The 15235-nt window shown below is 73.4% G+C and carries 12 protein-coding genes and 1 tRNA gene; 11 read left to right on the top strand and 2 right to left on the bottom strand.

All coding sequences use genetic code 11. The annotated features are described in order from the left end of the window. Positions 1 to 45 precede the first annotated feature (45 nt). The 4 genes from ACFWP2_RS05080 (at position 46) to ACFWP2_RS05065 (ending at position 4233) form a co-directional block, all read left to right on the top strand. A complete protein-coding gene (locus tag ACFWP2_RS05080; RefSeq protein WP_380448928.1) occupies positions 46 to 798 on the top strand; it encodes an amino acid ABC transporter ATP-binding protein in 753 nt (250 codons plus the stop codon). Between the two features lie 58 nt (positions 799 to 856). Continuing rightward, a complete protein-coding gene (locus tag ACFWP2_RS05075) occupies positions 857 to 1843 on the top strand; it encodes an ABC transporter substrate-binding protein (RefSeq protein WP_380448393.1) in 987 nt (328 codons plus the stop codon). A gap of 46 nt (positions 1844 to 1889) precedes the next feature. Further along, positions 1890 to 3155: a serine/threonine-protein kinase gene (locus tag ACFWP2_RS05070; protein WP_380448391.1), complete on the top strand. Its 1266-nt coding sequence runs from the start codon at positions 1890 to 1892 to the stop codon at positions 3153 to 3155. Between the two features lie 226 nt (positions 3156 to 3381). Beyond that, the gene (locus ACFWP2_RS05065) at positions 3382 to 4233 is read left to right on the top strand and encodes a fumarylacetoacetate hydrolase family protein (protein ID WP_380448389.1); all 852 of its coding nucleotides are present in this window, start codon (positions 3382 to 3384) and stop codon (positions 4231 to 4233) included. A 236-nt stretch (positions 4234 to 4469) separates the two neighbouring features. On the opposite strand, the gene ACFWP2_RS05060 is transcribed toward ACFWP2_RS05065, so the two are convergent. Then, positions 4470 to 5225, bottom strand: coding sequence for a TetR/AcrR family transcriptional regulator (locus ACFWP2_RS05060; protein ID WP_380448387.1), 756 nt, complete (start codon positions 5223 to 5225; stop codon positions 4470 to 4472). Between the two features lie 119 nt (positions 5226 to 5344). Here ACFWP2_RS05060 and ACFWP2_RS05055 point away from each other — a divergent pair, with 119 nt between their 5' ends. The 4 genes from ACFWP2_RS05055 (at position 5345) to ACFWP2_RS05040 (ending at position 11081) form a co-directional block, all read left to right on the top strand. Further along, positions 5345 to 7120: a DUF885 domain-containing protein gene (locus tag ACFWP2_RS05055; protein WP_380448385.1), complete on the top strand. Its 1776-nt coding sequence runs from the start codon at positions 5345 to 5347 to the stop codon at positions 7118 to 7120. 195 nt (positions 7121 to 7315) lie between these two features. Beyond that, on the top strand, positions 7316 to 8959 hold the full coding sequence (locus ACFWP2_RS05050) for an MFS transporter (protein ID WP_380448383.1): 1644 nt from the start codon (positions 7316 to 7318) through the stop codon (positions 8957 to 8959). Positions 8960 to 9043: 84 nt separating this feature from the next. Further along, a complete protein-coding gene (locus ACFWP2_RS05045) occupies positions 9044 to 9967 on the top strand; it encodes a carbohydrate kinase family protein (protein ID WP_380448926.1) in 924 nt (307 codons plus the stop codon). Between the two features lie 130 nt (positions 9968 to 10097). Then, a complete protein-coding gene (locus ACFWP2_RS05040) occupies positions 10098 to 11081 on the top strand; it encodes a trypsin-like serine peptidase (RefSeq protein WP_380448381.1) in 984 nt (327 codons plus the stop codon). A gap of 151 nt (positions 11082 to 11232) precedes the next feature. Here the strand turns inward: ACFWP2_RS05040 and ACFWP2_RS05035 are convergent. After that, a tRNA-Arg gene (locus ACFWP2_RS05035) sits at positions 11233 to 11304 on the bottom strand. Between the two features lie 178 nt (positions 11305 to 11482). On the opposite strand from ACFWP2_RS05035, the gene ACFWP2_RS05030 reads away from it, so the two are divergent. From ACFWP2_RS05030 to lysA, 3 genes are all read left to right on the top strand, one after another. Further along, positions 11483 to 11980 carry a response regulator gene (locus ACFWP2_RS05030; protein ID WP_380448924.1) on the top strand — a complete coding sequence of 166 codons (498 nt, stop codon included), beginning with the start codon at positions 11483 to 11485 and terminating at the stop codon, positions 11978 to 11980. Positions 11981 to 12026: 46 nt separating this feature from the next. Continuing rightward, the gene (gene argS, locus ACFWP2_RS05025) at positions 12027 to 13727 is read left to right on the top strand and encodes an arginine--tRNA ligase (protein ID WP_380448379.1); all 1701 of its coding nucleotides are present in this window, start codon (positions 12027 to 12029) and stop codon (positions 13725 to 13727) included. Between the two features lie 88 nt (positions 13728 to 13815). Further along, positions 13816 to 15210: a diaminopimelate decarboxylase gene (lysA, locus tag ACFWP2_RS05020; RefSeq protein ID WP_380448377.1), complete on the top strand. Its 1395-nt coding sequence runs from the start codon at positions 13816 to 13818 to the stop codon at positions 15208 to 15210. Positions 15211 to 15235 lie beyond the last annotated feature (25 nt).

Raw genomic sequence — 15235 nt, 5'->3', positions numbered from 1 at the left:
ACCAAGCCCGGGCCGAACCCCGCCGGCCCGGCCCCGGCCGCCCCGATGGTGCAGGTCCGCGGCCTGCACAAGAGCTTCGGCCGGCTGGAGGTGCTGCGCGGGGTCGACCTGGACGTCCCGGCCGGCTCGGTGACCGTGGTGCTCGGTCCGTCCGGCTCCGGCAAGTCCACCCTGCTGCGCGCGATCAACCACCTGGAGAAGCTGGACCGCGGCCACGTCGCGATCGACGGCGAGCTGATCGGCTACCGCCGCTCCGGGGACCGGCTGTACGAGCTCAGGGAGCGCGAGGTGCTGCGCCAGCGCACCGGCATCGGCTTCGTGTTCCAGAACTTCAACCTGTTCCCGCACCTCACCGTGCTGGAGAACCTGGTCGAGGCGCCGCTGGCCGCGCTGCGCCGCCCGAAGGCCGAGGCCAGGGCGACGGCGCTGGCGCTGCTGGAGCGGGTCGGGCTGGCCGACAAGGCCGCCGCCTACCCCCGGCAGCTGTCCGGCGGGCAGCAGCAGCGGGTGGCGATCGCCCGGGCGCTGGCGCTGGAGCCCAAGGTGCTGCTGTTCGACGAGCCCACCTCGGCGCTCGACCCGGAGCTGGTCGGCGAGGTGCTGGACGTCATCAAGGACCTCGCCCGCAGCGGCACCACGATGATCGTGGTCACCCACGAGATCGGCTTCGCCCGCGAGGTCGCCGACACCGTGGTCTTCATGGACGGCGGCGTCGTGGTCGAGCAGGGCCCGCCCGCCGAGGTCCTGGACCAGCCGCGGCACGAGCGCACCCGGGCCTTCCTGGCCAAGGTCCTCTGACCGTCCCCTCTCCCCACCCCCTCTCCCCACCCCCCTTTCACCGAGCAGGAGTTCCGCCATGTCCCTACCCCGTCGCGCCCTCGTGACCGCCGCCGGCGCGCTCGCCGCCGCCCTCGCCCTGGCCGGCTGCGGCAGCACCGCGGGCGCGGCGGCGGACCTCGCCCCGGCCAAGGGCACCACCGCGCCCGACGGCACGGTGGTGAACCTCTCGCCGGACCAGAAGCGGGTCACCACGCCCAAGGTCGACGCGATCGCCGCGCTGGTCCCGGAGGAGATCCGGAAGAAGGGGACGCTGACCGTGGTCGACTCCATCGGCACCACCCCGCCGCTGGACTTCTACGCCAACGACGACAAGACCATCATCGGCGTCGAGCCGGACCTCGCCGCGCTGATCGGCAACGTGCTGGGCCTCAGGGTCGAGTACAACCCGGTGTCCTGGGAGAACATCTTCGTCGGCCTGGACAGCGGAAAGTACGACGTCGGCATCTCCAACATCACCGTCACCGAGGCGCGCAAGGAGAAGTACGACTTCGCCACCTACCGGCTGGACGTCCTGGGCTTCGAGACGAAGAAGGGCAGCGGCCTCAAGGTCGCCGGCCCGAAGGACCTCGCCGGGAAGTCCGTCGGCGTCGCCACCGGCACCAACCAGGAGAAGCTGCTGGTCTCCTGGAGCGAGGAGAACGTCAGGAACGGTCTCAAGCCGATCGACATCAAGTACTTCCAGGGCACCGAGTACTACCTGGCGCTCGCCTCCGGCCGGATCGACGTCTACACCGGCCCCAACCCCAGCCTGGCCTTCCACGCCGTGCAGACCGGCGAGACCGAGGTCGTCGGCACCTACTCGGGCGGCGGCGCGGACGTCCTCGGCAAGATCGCGGCGACCACCCGGAAGGACAACGGTCTGGTCAAGGCGCTGAACGGGGCGATCGACGAGGTGATCCGCAACGGCACGTACGGGCAGGTGCTCAAGCGCTGGGGCCTGGACAACGAGGCCGTGAAGAGCTCGGAGATCAACCCGCCCGGGCTGCCCAAGCCCAAGCCGTAGTCGGGCCGGCCCCGGGTCGTTCACCCGTTCGTCCCCGCCCGCCGCTATGGTGACCCCTCCCGGCGGCGAACGCCGGGCGGGCGCGGTCGAGTTGGGGGAGGGCATGGAGAAGGGCGAGGTGCTCGGCGGTCGCTTCCGGCTGGAGCAGAAGCTGGGCAGGGGCGGGTTCGGCGTGGTCTGGCGGGCGACCGACACGACCATCGACCGGGAGGTCGCGGTCAAGGTGCTGCTCGCCGAGCACGCCACCGACCGGGAGGCGGTCAGCCGGTTCGTCCGGGAGGCCCGGACGGCCGGCGGCCTCAACAATCCGCACATCGTGACCGTGTACGACTACGGGTGGACGGAGACCGCCTCCGGGAAGATCCCGTACCTGGTGATGGAGCTGGTCCGCGGCCGGGCGCTGTCCGAGGTACTCAAGGACGGCCGGCCGGATCACAAGCAGGCGCTGCGCTGGATGCGGCACGTCTGCAAGGCGCTGGACGCCGCGCACCGCTCGGGGATCGTCCACCGGGACATCAAGCCCGAGAACGTGATGATCGCGCAGGAGGGGGAGCGGGCCAAGGTCCTGGACTTCGGCATCGCCCGGCTGGTCACCCAGACCGTCCGGCTCACCTCCACCGGCAACGTGGTCGGCACCGTCCCGTACCTGGCGCCCGAGTGCTGGTCCGGCGGCGCGGTGGACGGCCGGGCCGACCTCTACGCGCTCGGCGTCATGCTGTACGAGGTCTGCACCGGCGTGCGCCCGTTCCGCGCCGCCTCGGCCGCCGAGTACATGTACCGGCACCTGGAGGAGGTCCCGTCCCGGGTGCGCAGCAAGGACCCGGCGCTGGCCGCGCTGATCGCCGAGCTGCTCGCCAAGCGGCCCGAACAGCGGCCCGCCGGAGCCGCCGAGGTGCTGGAGCGGCTGCGCGGCGTCCAGCCCGGGATGCTGCGCCCGGACGACCCCAGCCCGGAGCAGCTGCGCCGGCGGGCCGACCGGGCCTGGCGGCACGGCGAGGCCGGGGAGGCGGCGGAGGCGGTGGAGATCCTCACCGCGCTCGTGCCCGACTTCGCCCGGATCTGCGGCCCGGACGACCCGCGCACCCTGCGCACCTGCCACGACCTGGCCCTCTGGCTGGCCCTGGACGGCAGCCCGGGCGCCGCCGTCGCCCTGTTGGACGAGCTGGCCCAGGCGCCCGGCGCCACCCCGGAGGCCCGGGCGGACGCCCGGCGCGACCTCGCGCACTGGCAGCGGGAGGCCGCCCGGCTCGGCCCGGGGCGGGCGCGGGCGGTGGCGCTGGGGGTGCTGCTCGGCGGCGCGCAGGGCGACTGAGGCGTGCCGCGGGGCCGGGCGCCCGCCGGGTGTCACGGGCGCCCGCCGGGTGTCAACCGTGCGGGCCGCCGAGCCCGGGGCGCGGTCCGGGCGGCAACCGGGAGGATCCCGCCCATCGGGACGGTCTGGTCCGCCGCCCCGGCGCGTTGGTATACCTCGTTGCCGGACTCGGGAGCGGCGTCCGCGCCGCCCCGGTGAGCTGCGACGAAAGGCTGGTGACGGATCGATGAAGCTCCTGCGCGTCGGACCGGTGGGCGCCGAGCGCCCGGTCGTCCTGGGCGAGGACGGCACCGCGTACGACCTCTCGGGACGGGCCCGCGACCTCGACGGGGCCTTCCTGGCCGGGCTGGACCCGGCCGCGCTGGCCCGGGACGCGGCCGCCGGCGTCCTGCCGGTGGTGGACCTCGACGGCCTGCGGGTGGGCGCACCGGTGGCCCGGCCGGGCAAGGTGGTCGGCATCGGGCTCAACTACCGCGACCACGCGGCCGAGGCCGGGGCCGCGATCCCGGCCGAGCCGGTGATCTTCCTCAAGCCGAGCTCCACCGTGGTCGGCCCGTACGACGAGGTGCTGGTGCCGCGCGGCGGCGAGAAGACCGACTACGAGGCCGAGCTGGCGGTCGTGATCGGCCGCACCGCCCGCTACCTGGACTCGCACGCCGAGGCGGCCGGGGTGATCGCCGGCTACACGATCGCCAACGACGTCACCGAGCGGGCCTTCCAGTTCGAGCGCGGCGGCCAGTGGGACAAGGGCAAGTCGGCGGAGACCTTCACCCCGCTCGGGCCCTGGCTGGTCACCGCCGACGAGGTGGCCGACCCGCAGGCGCTGACCCTGCGGCTCTGGGTCAACGGCGAGCGGCGGCAGCACGGCAGCACCGCCGAGATGGTCTTCCCGGTGCTCGAACTGGTCCGCTACACGAGCTGGTTCACGGTGCTGGAACCCGGCGACGTGATCATCACCGGCACCCCGGCCGGGGTCACCCTGGGCCGCCCCGGCACCCCGTACCTCGCCCCGGGCGACGTGGTCGAGATCGAGATCGACGGCCTCGGCCGCCAGCGCCAGGTGCTCGGCAAGGCGTGAGCCGGATGCCCGCCCCGACCCTTGGCACGGGGGTCGGGAGGGCCGTCGCGACGCACGGCCACGGCGCCGCGGAAGCCACCCGGCCGGAGGCCGCGCCACGACGCGACCGGTAGCCGCGCGACGACGCGACCGGAAGCAACGCGGCCACCCGGCCGGAGGCCGCGCCACGACGCGACCGGTAGCCGCGCGACGACGCGACCGGAAGCGACGCGGCCACCCGGCCGGAAGCCGCACGGCTACGAAGCGCCGCCCAGTACCGCCCGCAGCCGCTCCGCCCGCTGCGGCCGCGGCCCCTCCAGCGCGAGCACCCCCGCCAGCACCTCGGCCGTCTGCGGGTCGTGCAGCGCCGTCGCCGCGGCCATCGCGGTGAACTGGTCCACCAGCCAGTCGCGCAGCTCCGTCACCGGCAGCGCGCGCCCCTCGTCCAGCCAGCTCAGCGACGCGCCCTCGACCACCGCGATCCACGAGCGCACCAGCAGCGTCAGCCGCGGCCCGGCCTCCCGCACGCCCAGGTGGCGCAGCGTCCGCCGCAGCGCCGCCCGCCGGACGTCGTCCACGATCGCCGAGGTGCGGGCCGTCTCCACCACCGAACCGCCGCGCAGCAGCGCCGAGTAGCCCGCGTCGTGCTCGGCGACGAAGGCGAAGTAGCCGTCCAGCACCGTCGACAGCTGCTCGGACGGCGTCCCGCGCACCGGCACCGCGAAGCGGCCGGTCAGCTCGTCCGCGGCGGTGCGCAGCGCGGCCTCGTACAGCTGCTGCTTGCCGCCCGCGAAGTAGCGGTACACCAGCGGGCGGGAGGCCCCGGCGGCCTCGGCGACGTCGTCCAGGCTCACCTCCTCGGGCGGCCGGGAGGCGAACAGCTCCAGGGCGACCGCGATCAGCTGCTCGCGTCGCTGCTGGACCGGCAGCCGTCGGTAGCCGGAGCGGCGCGGACGCGGCTCGGACGCGGCCGGGACGGGCGCCTGACCTGCCGGGGTGGGGCTGGCTTCCATGGCGGCCAAGCGTAATGGGCGCCGGGCCGATCCGGTCCTGTCGCGCCGAACGGATTTTCGCAGGCGAACCCCGGTCGCCAAGGGGTTGCAAAGCCGCCGCGCCGCGAAATGATGTCGGAATGCGTGAAGAACTGATCACCGCCGACGGCGCCACCCCTCGCCGCATCGCCGACGACCACGTCCGCGAACTGGCCGAGCTCGACCCGCTGACCGCGGTGTACCTCGGTCTCAACCTCGATGACGACCGGTTGCCCGACCTCTCCCCGGCCGGCCCCGAGGCCCATGCCGACCTCGCCCGCCGCACCCTGGCGAAGCTCGACGAGGCCGAGCGGTCCGGCGCCGCCGAGGACGAGGCGGAGCGCCGCTGCGCCCGGCTGCTGCGCGAGCGGCTGACCGCCGAACTCGCCGTCCACGAGGCGGGGGAGAACTTCCGCTCGCTGCGCAACCTCGGCTCCCCGGTGCACGACCTGCGGGAGTCCTTCACCCTGATGGGCACCGACACCGAGGCCGAGTGGGAGGTGATCGGCCGCCGCATGGCGAGGATCCCGGTGGCGTTCGAGCAGTACCGGCGGACGCTGGCCGAGGGCGTCGAGCGCGGGCTGCTGTCCGGGCCGCGCCAGGTGGCCACGGTGCTCGGACAGTTCGCCGAGTGGCTGGGCGAGGACGCGCCGGCCGGCGAGCGGGTGCCGGAAGGAGGTGCGCCGCGTAGCGGCTCGGGCGAGGGTGGTGGTGGGCGACGGGCGGGATGGTTCGGCCAGTTCGTCCAGGACGCGCCGGAGTCCCTGCACCCCGAACTGTCGAAGCACGCGGTGGCCGCCGCGGAGGCGCTGGCCGAGCTGCGCGACTGGCTGCGCGACGTGTACGGCCCGGCCGCGGCCGGTGCTCCGGACACCGCGGGCCGGGAGCGCTACGTCCGCTGGGTGCGCTACTGGACGGGTGCCGACCTGGACCTGGACGAGGCCTACGCCTGGGCGTGGAGCGAGTTCCACGACCTGCTGGCGCAGATGGAGGTCGAGGCCGAGAAGGTCCGGCCGGGCGCGGGCCCGCTGGCGGCCATGCACTGGCTGGAGACCGACGGCCCGGCCATCGAGGGCGCCGAGGCCGCCCGGGAGTACCTCCAGGGCCTGATGGACCGGGCCGTCCGGGACCTCCAGGGCACCCACTTCGACCTGGCCGAGCCGGTCACCCGGGTCGAGTCGAGGATCGCCCCGGCCGGCAGCGCCGCCGCGCCGTACTACACCGCGCCCTCGCTGGACTTCAGCCGCCCCGGGCGGACCTGGCTGCCGCTGGTCGGCCGGGACAGCTTCCCGGTCTGGGACCTGGTCTCCACCTGGTACCACGAGGGCGTGCCGGGCCACCACCTCCAGCTCGCGCAGTGGAACTACGTCGCCGACCGGCTCTCCACCTACCAGGTGAGCCTCGGCGGGGTGAGCGCCAACCTGGAGGGCTGGGCGCTGTACGCCGAGCGCCTGATGGACGAGCTCGGCTACCTCACCGACCCGGGCCACCGCCTGGGCTACCTCAACGCGCAGATGATGCGCGCGCTGCGGGTCATCGTCGACATCGGCATGCACGTGGGCCTGGACTTCCCGGCGGACTCCCCGTACAAGCCGGGCGAGCCGGTCGGCCCGGAGAACGCCCGGGAGTTCTTCGGCCTGTACTGCGGCCTGTCCGCCGAGTTCCTGGACAGCGAGCTGGTCCGCTACCTGGGCATGCCCGGCCAGGCGATCGGCTACAAGCTCGGTGAGCGCGCCTGGCTGCGCGGACGGGCGGCGGCGAAGGCGGCGCACGAGGCGCGCGGCGAGGAGTTCGACCTCAAGGCCTGGCACATGGCGGCGCTCTCGCAGGGCTCGCTGGGCCTGGACGACCTGGTCGAGGAGCTCTCGGCGCTCTGATCCACGACGCGGCGAAGGCCGCGGCGGCGGGCCGTGGAACCAGGCCCCCGGGACTCGGTCCGGAGTCCCGGGGGCCTGGTTCTTTTGTCCCGAAGGTCGGATTTGGTGAGATTTTTCCTTGCCATCCGTCCGGAGCGGAGTTTCGCTGGAAGGCGACTGCGTGACCTCTCCGCCCCACACCGGAAGGCTCGACCAGTGACTGCGCACACCGCCACCGGTCACGGTCATGAGAACGCGGACCGTCGCCGCTGGTGGGCGCTGGCCGTCATCGCCACCGCCCAGCTCATGATCGTGCTCGACATCACCATCGTGAACATCGCCCTGCCGTCCGCCCAGCGGGACCTGGGCATCTCGGACGCCGACCGGCAGTGGGTGATCACCGCCTACACGCTCGCCTTCGGCGGTCTGCTGCTGCTCGGCGGCCGGCTGGGCGACCTCTTCGGCCGCAAGCGCGTCTTCACCGTCGGCCTGCTGGGCTTCGCCCTGGCCTCCGCGCTCGGCGGCGCGGCGGTCGGCCCGGCCATGCTGTTCGGCGCCCGTGCCCTCCAGGGCGCGTTCGGCGCCCTGCTCGCCCCCTCCGCGCTGGGGCTGCTCTCCACCACCTTCTCCGATCCACGGGAACGCAGTACGGCCTTCGGCATCTTCGGCGCGATCGCCGCCGGCGGCTCCGCGATCGGCTTCATCGCCGGCGGTCTGCTGACCGAGTACCTGAACTGGCGCTGGTGCCTGTTCGTCAACGTGCCGATCGCCATCGGCACCGCCTTCGCGGCGTTCAGCGTGCTGCAGCGCGACCACGTCGGGAAGGGCCGCCGGATGCCGCTGGACCTGCCCGGGGCGCTGCTCGGCTGCGGCGGCCTGCTGGCGATCGTCTACGGCACCTCCGAGGCCGTGACCAGGGGCTGGAGCGACGGTCTGGTGATCGGCTCGCTGGTCCTGGGCGTGGCACTGCTCGCGGGGTTCGTCCTGGTCGAACGGCACACCGCGCACCCGCTGCTGCCGCTGCACATCGTCACGGACCGCAACCGGGGCGGCGGCGCGCTCTCGATCGGCCTGGCGATGGTCGGCATGTTCGGCACGTTCCTGTTCCTGACGTACTACCTCCAGGTCATCAAGCACTTCTCGCCGATCATGTCCGGCCTGTCCTTCCTGCCCATGACGGTCGCCATCATCCTGAGTTCGACGGGCTTCGCGGCCCGGCTGATGACCAGGGTGCCGTCCCGGAACCTGATCGGCCCGGGGCTGGTGATCGCCGCGGGCGGCCTGGCCTGGCTGACCCAGATGCGGGTGGACAGCGCGTGGGCCGCCATGGTGCTGCCCGCCGAGCTGCTGATCGGCTTCGGCATGGGCATGGTGTTCATGCCGGCCATGAGCCTGGCCACCCTCGGGGTCGCCCCGCACGAGACCGGCGCGGCTTCGGCCACCATCAACTCGGCCCAGCAGGTGGGTGGTTCGGTCGGTACCGCGCTGCTGAACACGGTCGCCGCGAGTGCCACCGCGGGCTTCCTGGCGACCCGGGTCGCCTCCGACCCGGCGGTGCAGGCGCAGGGCGCGGTGCACGGCTACGTCGTCGCGACCTGGGTGGCGACGGGCGTCCTGCTGGTGGCCGCGCTGGTCGCGGTGCTGATGGTCGACCACCGGCCGGCGCCCGGTGAGGCCACCGCCGTCGAGGGCGGCGCCGCCGCCGGAGCGGAAGCGGCGGCCGAGGCCGAGGCCGTGCCCGCCGCGGACGGCCGCCCGACGGACCTGCGGGCGGCGGCCGCGGCCGACGTCAGGGCCAACGTCCGGCCCGCGAGCGAGGTCCGGGCGCGGGCGCGGGGGGAGCGGCCACCGGCTGATTGAAAATTGCAGCAAGGTCTTGCAGTCAACCTCCGGCGCCTGCTTGACTCCTGGCCACCGTCCAGGGATCAAGGAGGCGCCGCCGTGCTGTCCGAGAACGAGACCACGCCGCCCGAGTTCGACCTGCTCGTCGTCGGCGGCGCCGGCGTGGACACCATCGTCCGGGTCGAGCGCCTGGAGATCCCGCCGGGCGACTCGCAACTCGTCGAACCGGTGCGGGACTACGTCGGCCACACCGGCAACGGCGTCGCCCTCGGCGCCCACCACCTCGGCCTGCGCACCGCGTTCGTCGACTTCCTCGGCGACGACGCCCAGGGCGACCTGGTCCGCGCCCACTACGCGCGCCACGGCCTGCACTTCGCGCACCTGGTGAGCCCGCACGGCACCCCGCGCGGGGTCAACCTGGTGGACGCGGCCGGCCGCCGGTTCTCCTTCTTCGACGCCCGCCACCCCGCCGACCTGCGGCTGCCGCGCGAGCTCTACCTGCCGTACGCCGAGCGCAGCCGGCACGTCCACCTGTCCATCACCGGCGTCAACCGGGACATGTACGGCGACCTGCACCGGCTCGGCCGCACCACCTCCACCGACCTGCACGACTGGGACGGCGCCGACCCGTACCACCGCGACTACGCGCTCGGCTCCGACCTGGTCTTCCTCTCGGTGGCCGGCTGCCGCGGCCGGCACGAGGAGGTGATGCGCGCGATCCTCGCCGAGGGGCGCGCGCGGGTGGTCGTCGCCACCGCCGGCGCCGAGGGCTGCCACCTGCTCACCCGGGACGATCCCGCGCCGCGCCACCTGCCGGCCGTCGACCCGGGCCTCCCGGTGGTGGACAGCAACGGCGCCGGGGACGCCTTCGTCACGGGCTTCCTGTACGCCTGGTTCCAGGGCCGTTCACCACTGGACTGCGCCCGGGCCGGTACGGTGGCCGGGGCCCACGCCTGCACCGCCGCCGGGACGCACACCGCCTTCGTCGGAGCCGCCGACCTGGATGCGGTGCTCGCCGGCCCGTGATGCCGCGGGGCGCGGTCGGAGGACGGGTTTCTCATCGAGCTCCAAGGAGCCCGTCACGTCCTTACCAGGCTGAGGCGTCACAGTCGTCGACCGAACGCCGCCCCCGATCGCCCCGGCAGGAGAAACAGGCATGGGCAAGCACCGCCGCCAGAGGTCGCGCCGCCGCGGACTCCTGGCCCCGTCCCTGCTCACCGCGCTGTCCGCGGTGGCGGTCGCCGCCGTCCTGACCGGGACGCACGGGCTGGACCTGTCCGACGCGACGGCCGCCGGGAAGGCGGCCCGCAGCACCAGGACCGCCGCCGCGCCCGCCCCGCCCACCGGCCCGGCCACCGACCCGGCGGCGGCCACCCAGGTCGCGGCCCCCGCGCCCTCCGCGTCCGTGACCCCGACCGCGTCCGCGACCGCCGCCCCCGCGACGGCCGACCCGTCCACCGCGACGCCCACCCCCGCCCGCGGCGTCGACCTCGGCACCACCGGCCCGGCCCCGGCCGAGGACCGCGAAACCGGGACGGTCGGCGCACTGTTCAGCGGTGCCCTGGCGGCCGGCAACCACTTCTGCACCGCCAGCGTGCTGCACAGCGCCACCGGCAACCTGCTGCTGACCGCCGCGCACTGCCTCAGCAGCACCGACGGCGTCACCTTCGCCCCGGGCTACCGCGACGGCTCCGCCCCGTACGGCACCTGGCAGGTGACCGCGATCCACACCACCGCCGGCTGGTCCCAGAAGGGCGACGTGGACGAGGACTTCGCGATCCTGGAGACCGCGCCCAGCAACGGACGCAACGTCGAGGACGTGGTCGGCGGCAACCGGCTGGGCGCCGACGAGCCGTTCGGCGCCACCGTCCGGCTCTACGGCTACCCCGCCGACTCCGAGACGCCCCTGCTGTGCACCAACACCACCGGTCAGCAGAGCGCCTACCAGCGGGTCGTGCACTGCCCGGCCTACCCGTCCGGCACCAGCGGCGGCCCCTGGATCAACACCGCCACCGGCGACGTGATCGGCGCGATCGGCGGCTACCAGCAGGGCGGCGACACCGACGACGTCTCCTACAGCGCCTACTTCGACCACACCGTCGCGGAGCTGTACGCCCAGGCCGAGACCGGCGCGGCCTGAGCCCGTCGGGCCCGGTTCCGCACCGGGCCCGACGGCCCGGGGGGCGCACGACGGCCCGGAAAACGACGAAGACCCAGATCCGTGGATCAACTCCACTGATCTGGGCCCTGGTGACGCTCTTGCAGCTACACTCTCGCAATCGCTGCGTGAGTGCCCCCGGTAGGATTCGAACCTACGCACCCGCCTCCGGAGGGCGGTGCTCTATCCCCTGAGCTACGGGGGCCTGTCGGCCTGTCGGTCGCTCGCGCTTCCGACGTGGAGAACACTACCAGGCTTCGGAGCCGGTCTGTGCACGGGTTTCCCCGAAGGCCGTCCGGCGGCGCCGGCGGGCGGGGGAGCGGAAGTGTCCAAAGGCCGGACGGGGCGGCGGGGCCGCCGATACCCTCGGTGAGGTGTCGGGAGTGTCCGGGCGGGTCCTCGTGGTGGACGACAGCGAGGCGATCCGCCAGCTGATCAGGGTCAACCTGGAGCTCGAAGGCTTCGAGGTGGTGACCGCCGCCGACGGCGCCGAGTGCCTGGAGGTCATCCGCCGGGTGCGGCCCGACGTGGTGACGCTGGACGTGATGATGCCGCGGCTGGACGGGTTGCGGACGGCGGCCCGGCTGCGCGCGACCCCGGACACCAGCCGGCTGCCGATCGCGATCGTGAGCGCCTGCACCCCGGCGGACCTCGACCTGGGGGAGGCGGTCGGGGTGGACGGCTACCTCGGCAAGCCCTTCGACCCGGCCGACCTGGTGGCCCTGGTGCGGCGCCTGATGCGGCCGCCCGGGCCGCCCGGGGCGCCCAGGCCGCCCGGGGCGCAGGTCCGTGAACGGGCCGCTGAACGGGCCGGTCGTCCGCCCGGTGAACGGTCCGACAGCGTTCGCCCTGAGCGAACAGAGCGCACCGATCGCGGCTGAGGCCCCCGTAACGACGGCGCACCCGGCGTCTCAACCGGTAAACCGAGTGGCGGGCGGGCACCCCGTCTCGCCTACGCTTGGCGTCGTGACCCCCGCAGACCTTTCCCAGGCAATCCAGGCCGCCGTGAGTTCCGCCGTCGAGGCGGGCGAGCTGGCCGTCGCCGTGCCCGAGCACGTGACGGTCGACCGGCCCAAGAACAGGGACCACGGCGACTACGCGACCAACGTGGCCCTCCAGCTCGCCAAGGCGGCCGGCAAGCCGCCGCGAGCCGTTGCCGAACTGCTGGTCGAGCGCCTGCGAGGGATCACCGGCGTCGCCAAGGTCGACATCGCCGGTCCGGGCTTCCTGAACATCACCCTGGACACCGCCACCGCCGGTGCGCTGGCACGCACCATCGTCGAGGCGGGCGAGGCCTACGGCCGCAACGACGCCCTCCAGGGCCTGAAGATCAACCTGGAGTTCGTCTCCGCCAACCCGACCGGCCCGATCCACATCGGCGGCGTCCGCTGGGCCGCCGTCGGCGACTCGATGGCGCGCGTGCTGCGGGCCTCCGGCGCCGACGTCACCACCGAGTACTACCTCAACGACGCCGGTGTGCAGATCTCCAAGTTCGCCGCCTCGCTGCAGGCCGCCGCGAACGGCCGCGAGGTGCCCGAGGGCGGGTACGTCGGCGAGTACATCGTCGACATCGCCAAGGCGCTCACCGAGGCCGTCCCGGGCGTGCTCGACCTGCCCGAGGCCGAGCAGCTCCAGGTCTTCCGCACCGAGGGCCTCAAGCTCATGGTCGCCGAGATCCAGCGCTCGATGGACGAGTTCGGCACCCACTTCGACGTGTGGTTCTCGGAGAAGACGCTGCACGACTCCGGCGCGGTCGAGCAGGCCATCGACCGGCTGCGCGAGCAGGGCCACGTCTTCGAGCAGGACGGCGCGGTCTTCCTGCGCACCACCGAGTTCGGCGACGACAAGGACCGCGTCCTGATCAAGGCCGACGGCGACAAGACCTACTTCGCCGCCGACGCCGCGTACTACCTGTCCAAGCGGGACCGCGGCGCCGAGGTCGCGCTCTACATGCTGGGCGCCGACCACCACGGCTACGTCAACCGCCTCAAGGCCATCTCGGCCTGCGCGGGCGACGACATGAACCACAACATCGAGGTGAAGATCGGCCAGTTCGTGAAGATGCTTCGCGACGGCGAAGAGGTCCGCATGTCCAAGCGGGCCGGCAACATCATCACGATCGACGACGTGGTCGAGTGGATCGGCGTGGACGCCGCCCGCTACACCCTGGCGCGCTCCTCCACGGACTCGACGATCACGCTGGACATCAACCTGCTGACCAGCCAGACCAACGAGAACCCGGTCTTCTACGTCCAGTACGCGCACACCCGGATGTGCGGCGTGGCGCGCAAGGCCGCCGAGCTGGGCGTGGACAAGGGCACGGCCGAGCAGTTCAAACCCGAACTGCTCGCCACCGAGTGGGAGTCCGACGTGCTCGGCCACCTCGCCGAGTTCCCGCGCATGCTGGCCACGGCCGGCGAGCTGCGCGAGCCGCACCGGGTCGCGCGCTACCTGGAGGAGCTCGCGGGCAAGTACCACCGCCTGTACGAGAACTGCATGTTCCTGCCCAAGGGCGACGAGGAGCTCACCGACACGCACCGCGCCCGCCTCTGGCTGGTCGAGGCGACGCGCACCGTGCTCGCCAACGGCCTCACGCTCCTGGGCGTGACGGCGCCCGAGCGGATGTAGGCACCACCCCCAAGCGCACAGCGGGGGCGGCTGACGGTCAACGGGGACCGTCGCCGCCCCTCGCCATAGGTTTCGAAGGACAGGTCCCATGAGTCGCTCCGCACACCCGGCAGGCCCCCGTCACGGCGACGTCCTGCCCGAGGGCCACTACCAGGCCCCGCCGGCCGACCTGAACGCGCTCGATCCCAAGGTCTGGTCCCGCACCGTCGCCCGGAACGCCGAGGGCGTGGCCACCGTCGGCGGCGTCGACGTCCAGCGGCTGGCCGCCGAGTTCGGCACCCCCGCCTACGTGCTGGACGAGGAGGACTTCCGCTCCCGGGCGCGCGCCTGGCGGGACGCCTTCGGCACCGAGGCCGACGTCTACTACGCCGGGAAGGCGTTCCTCTCCAAGGCCGTCGTGCGCTGGCTGCACGAGGAGGGCCTCAACCTCGACGTGTGCAGCTCGGGCGAGCTGGCGGTCGCGCTGGCCGCCGGGATGCCGCCGCGGCGGATCGCGCTGCACGGCAACAACAAGTCGGTGGACGAGCTCGAGCACGCGGTGAAGACCGGCGTCGGGCACATCGTGGTCGACTCCTACGAGGAGATCGAGCGCCTGGCCGCGATCGCCGCCCGCCAGGGCGTGCGCCAGCCGGTGCTGATCCGGATCACCGTCGGCGTCGAGGCGCACACCCACGAGTTCATCGCCACCGCGCACGAGGACCAGAAGTTCGGGCTGTCACTGACCGGGGGCGCGGCCGCCGAGGCGGTGCGCCGGGTGCTCGCGCACGGCGACAGCCTGGAGCTGCGCGGCATCCACTCGCACATCGGCTCGCAGATCTTCGACATGGCCGGCTTCGAGGTGGCCGCCCGCCGGGTGGTCGGCCTGCTGGCCGGGATCCGCGACGAGCACGGCGTCCAGCTGCCCGAGATCGACCTCGGCGGCGGCCTCGGCATCGCGTACACCAGCGAGGACGACCCGCGCGAGCCGGCCGAGATCGCGGCCGCGCTGGCCGACATCGTCCGCCGCGAGTGCGCCGCCGCGAACCTGGACACCCCCCGGCTGAGCGTGGAGCCGGGCCGGGCGATCGTCGGCCCGACGGCGTTCACGCTGTACGAGGTCGGCACCGTCAAGCCGCTGGACGGCCTGCGCACCTACGTCAGCGTGGACGGCGGGATGTCCGACAACATCCGCACCGCGCTGTACGACGCCGAGTACTCGGTGGCCCTGGTGTCGCGCACCAGCGACGCGGAACCGATGCTCGTGCGGGTGGTCGGCAAGCACTGCGAGTCCGGCGACATCGTCGTCCGGGACGCCTTCCTGCCGGCCGACCTGACCGCGGGCGACCTGATCGCGGTGCCCGCCACCGGCGCCTACTGCCGTTCGATGGCGAGCAATTACAACCACGCCCTCAAGCCCCCCGTGCTCGCCGTCAAGGACGGTGCGGCCCGGGTGATCGTCCGGCGCGAGACGGAGGAGGATCTCCTGCGTCTGGATATCGGATGACGAAATCCTCGTCTCAGATCATGGA

Origin of the sequence: Kitasatospora sp. NPDC058444 (genome assembly GCF_042721415.1) — a bacterium.
Taxonomy (GTDB): Bacteria; Actinomycetota; Actinomycetes; order Streptomycetales; family Streptomycetaceae; genus Kitasatospora.
The sequence above is the reverse complement of the archived record's forward strand: the minus strand, read 5'-3'. Positions and strand labels throughout refer to the sequence as shown.

Coding starts and splice junctions, on each gene's coding strand:
- ACFWP2_RS05080 (WP_380448928.1), top strand. CDS start 46: ATGGTGCAGGTCCGCGGCCTGCACAAGAGCTTCGGCCGGCTGGAGGTG.
- ACFWP2_RS05075 (WP_380448393.1), top strand. CDS start 857: ATGTCCCTACCCCGTCGCGCCCTCGTGACCGCCGCCGGCGCGCTCGCC.
- ACFWP2_RS05070 (WP_380448391.1), top strand. CDS start 1,890: ATGGTGACCCCTCCCGGCGGCGAACGCCGGGCGGGCGCGGTCGAGTTG.
- ACFWP2_RS05065 (WP_380448389.1), top strand. CDS start 3,382: ATGAAGCTCCTGCGCGTCGGACCGGTGGGCGCCGAGCGCCCGGTCGTC.
- ACFWP2_RS05060 (WP_380448387.1), bottom strand. CDS start 5,225: ATGGAAGCCAGCCCCACCCCGGCAGGTCAGGCGCCCGTCCCGGCCGCG.
- ACFWP2_RS05055 (WP_380448385.1), top strand. CDS start 5,345: ATGCGTGAAGAACTGATCACCGCCGACGGCGCCACCCCTCGCCGCATC.
- ACFWP2_RS05040 (WP_380448381.1), top strand. CDS start 10,098: ATGGGCAAGCACCGCCGCCAGAGGTCGCGCCGCCGCGGACTCCTGGCC.
- lysA (WP_380448377.1), top strand. CDS start 13,816: ATGAGTCGCTCCGCACACCCGGCAGGCCCCCGTCACGGCGACGTCCTG.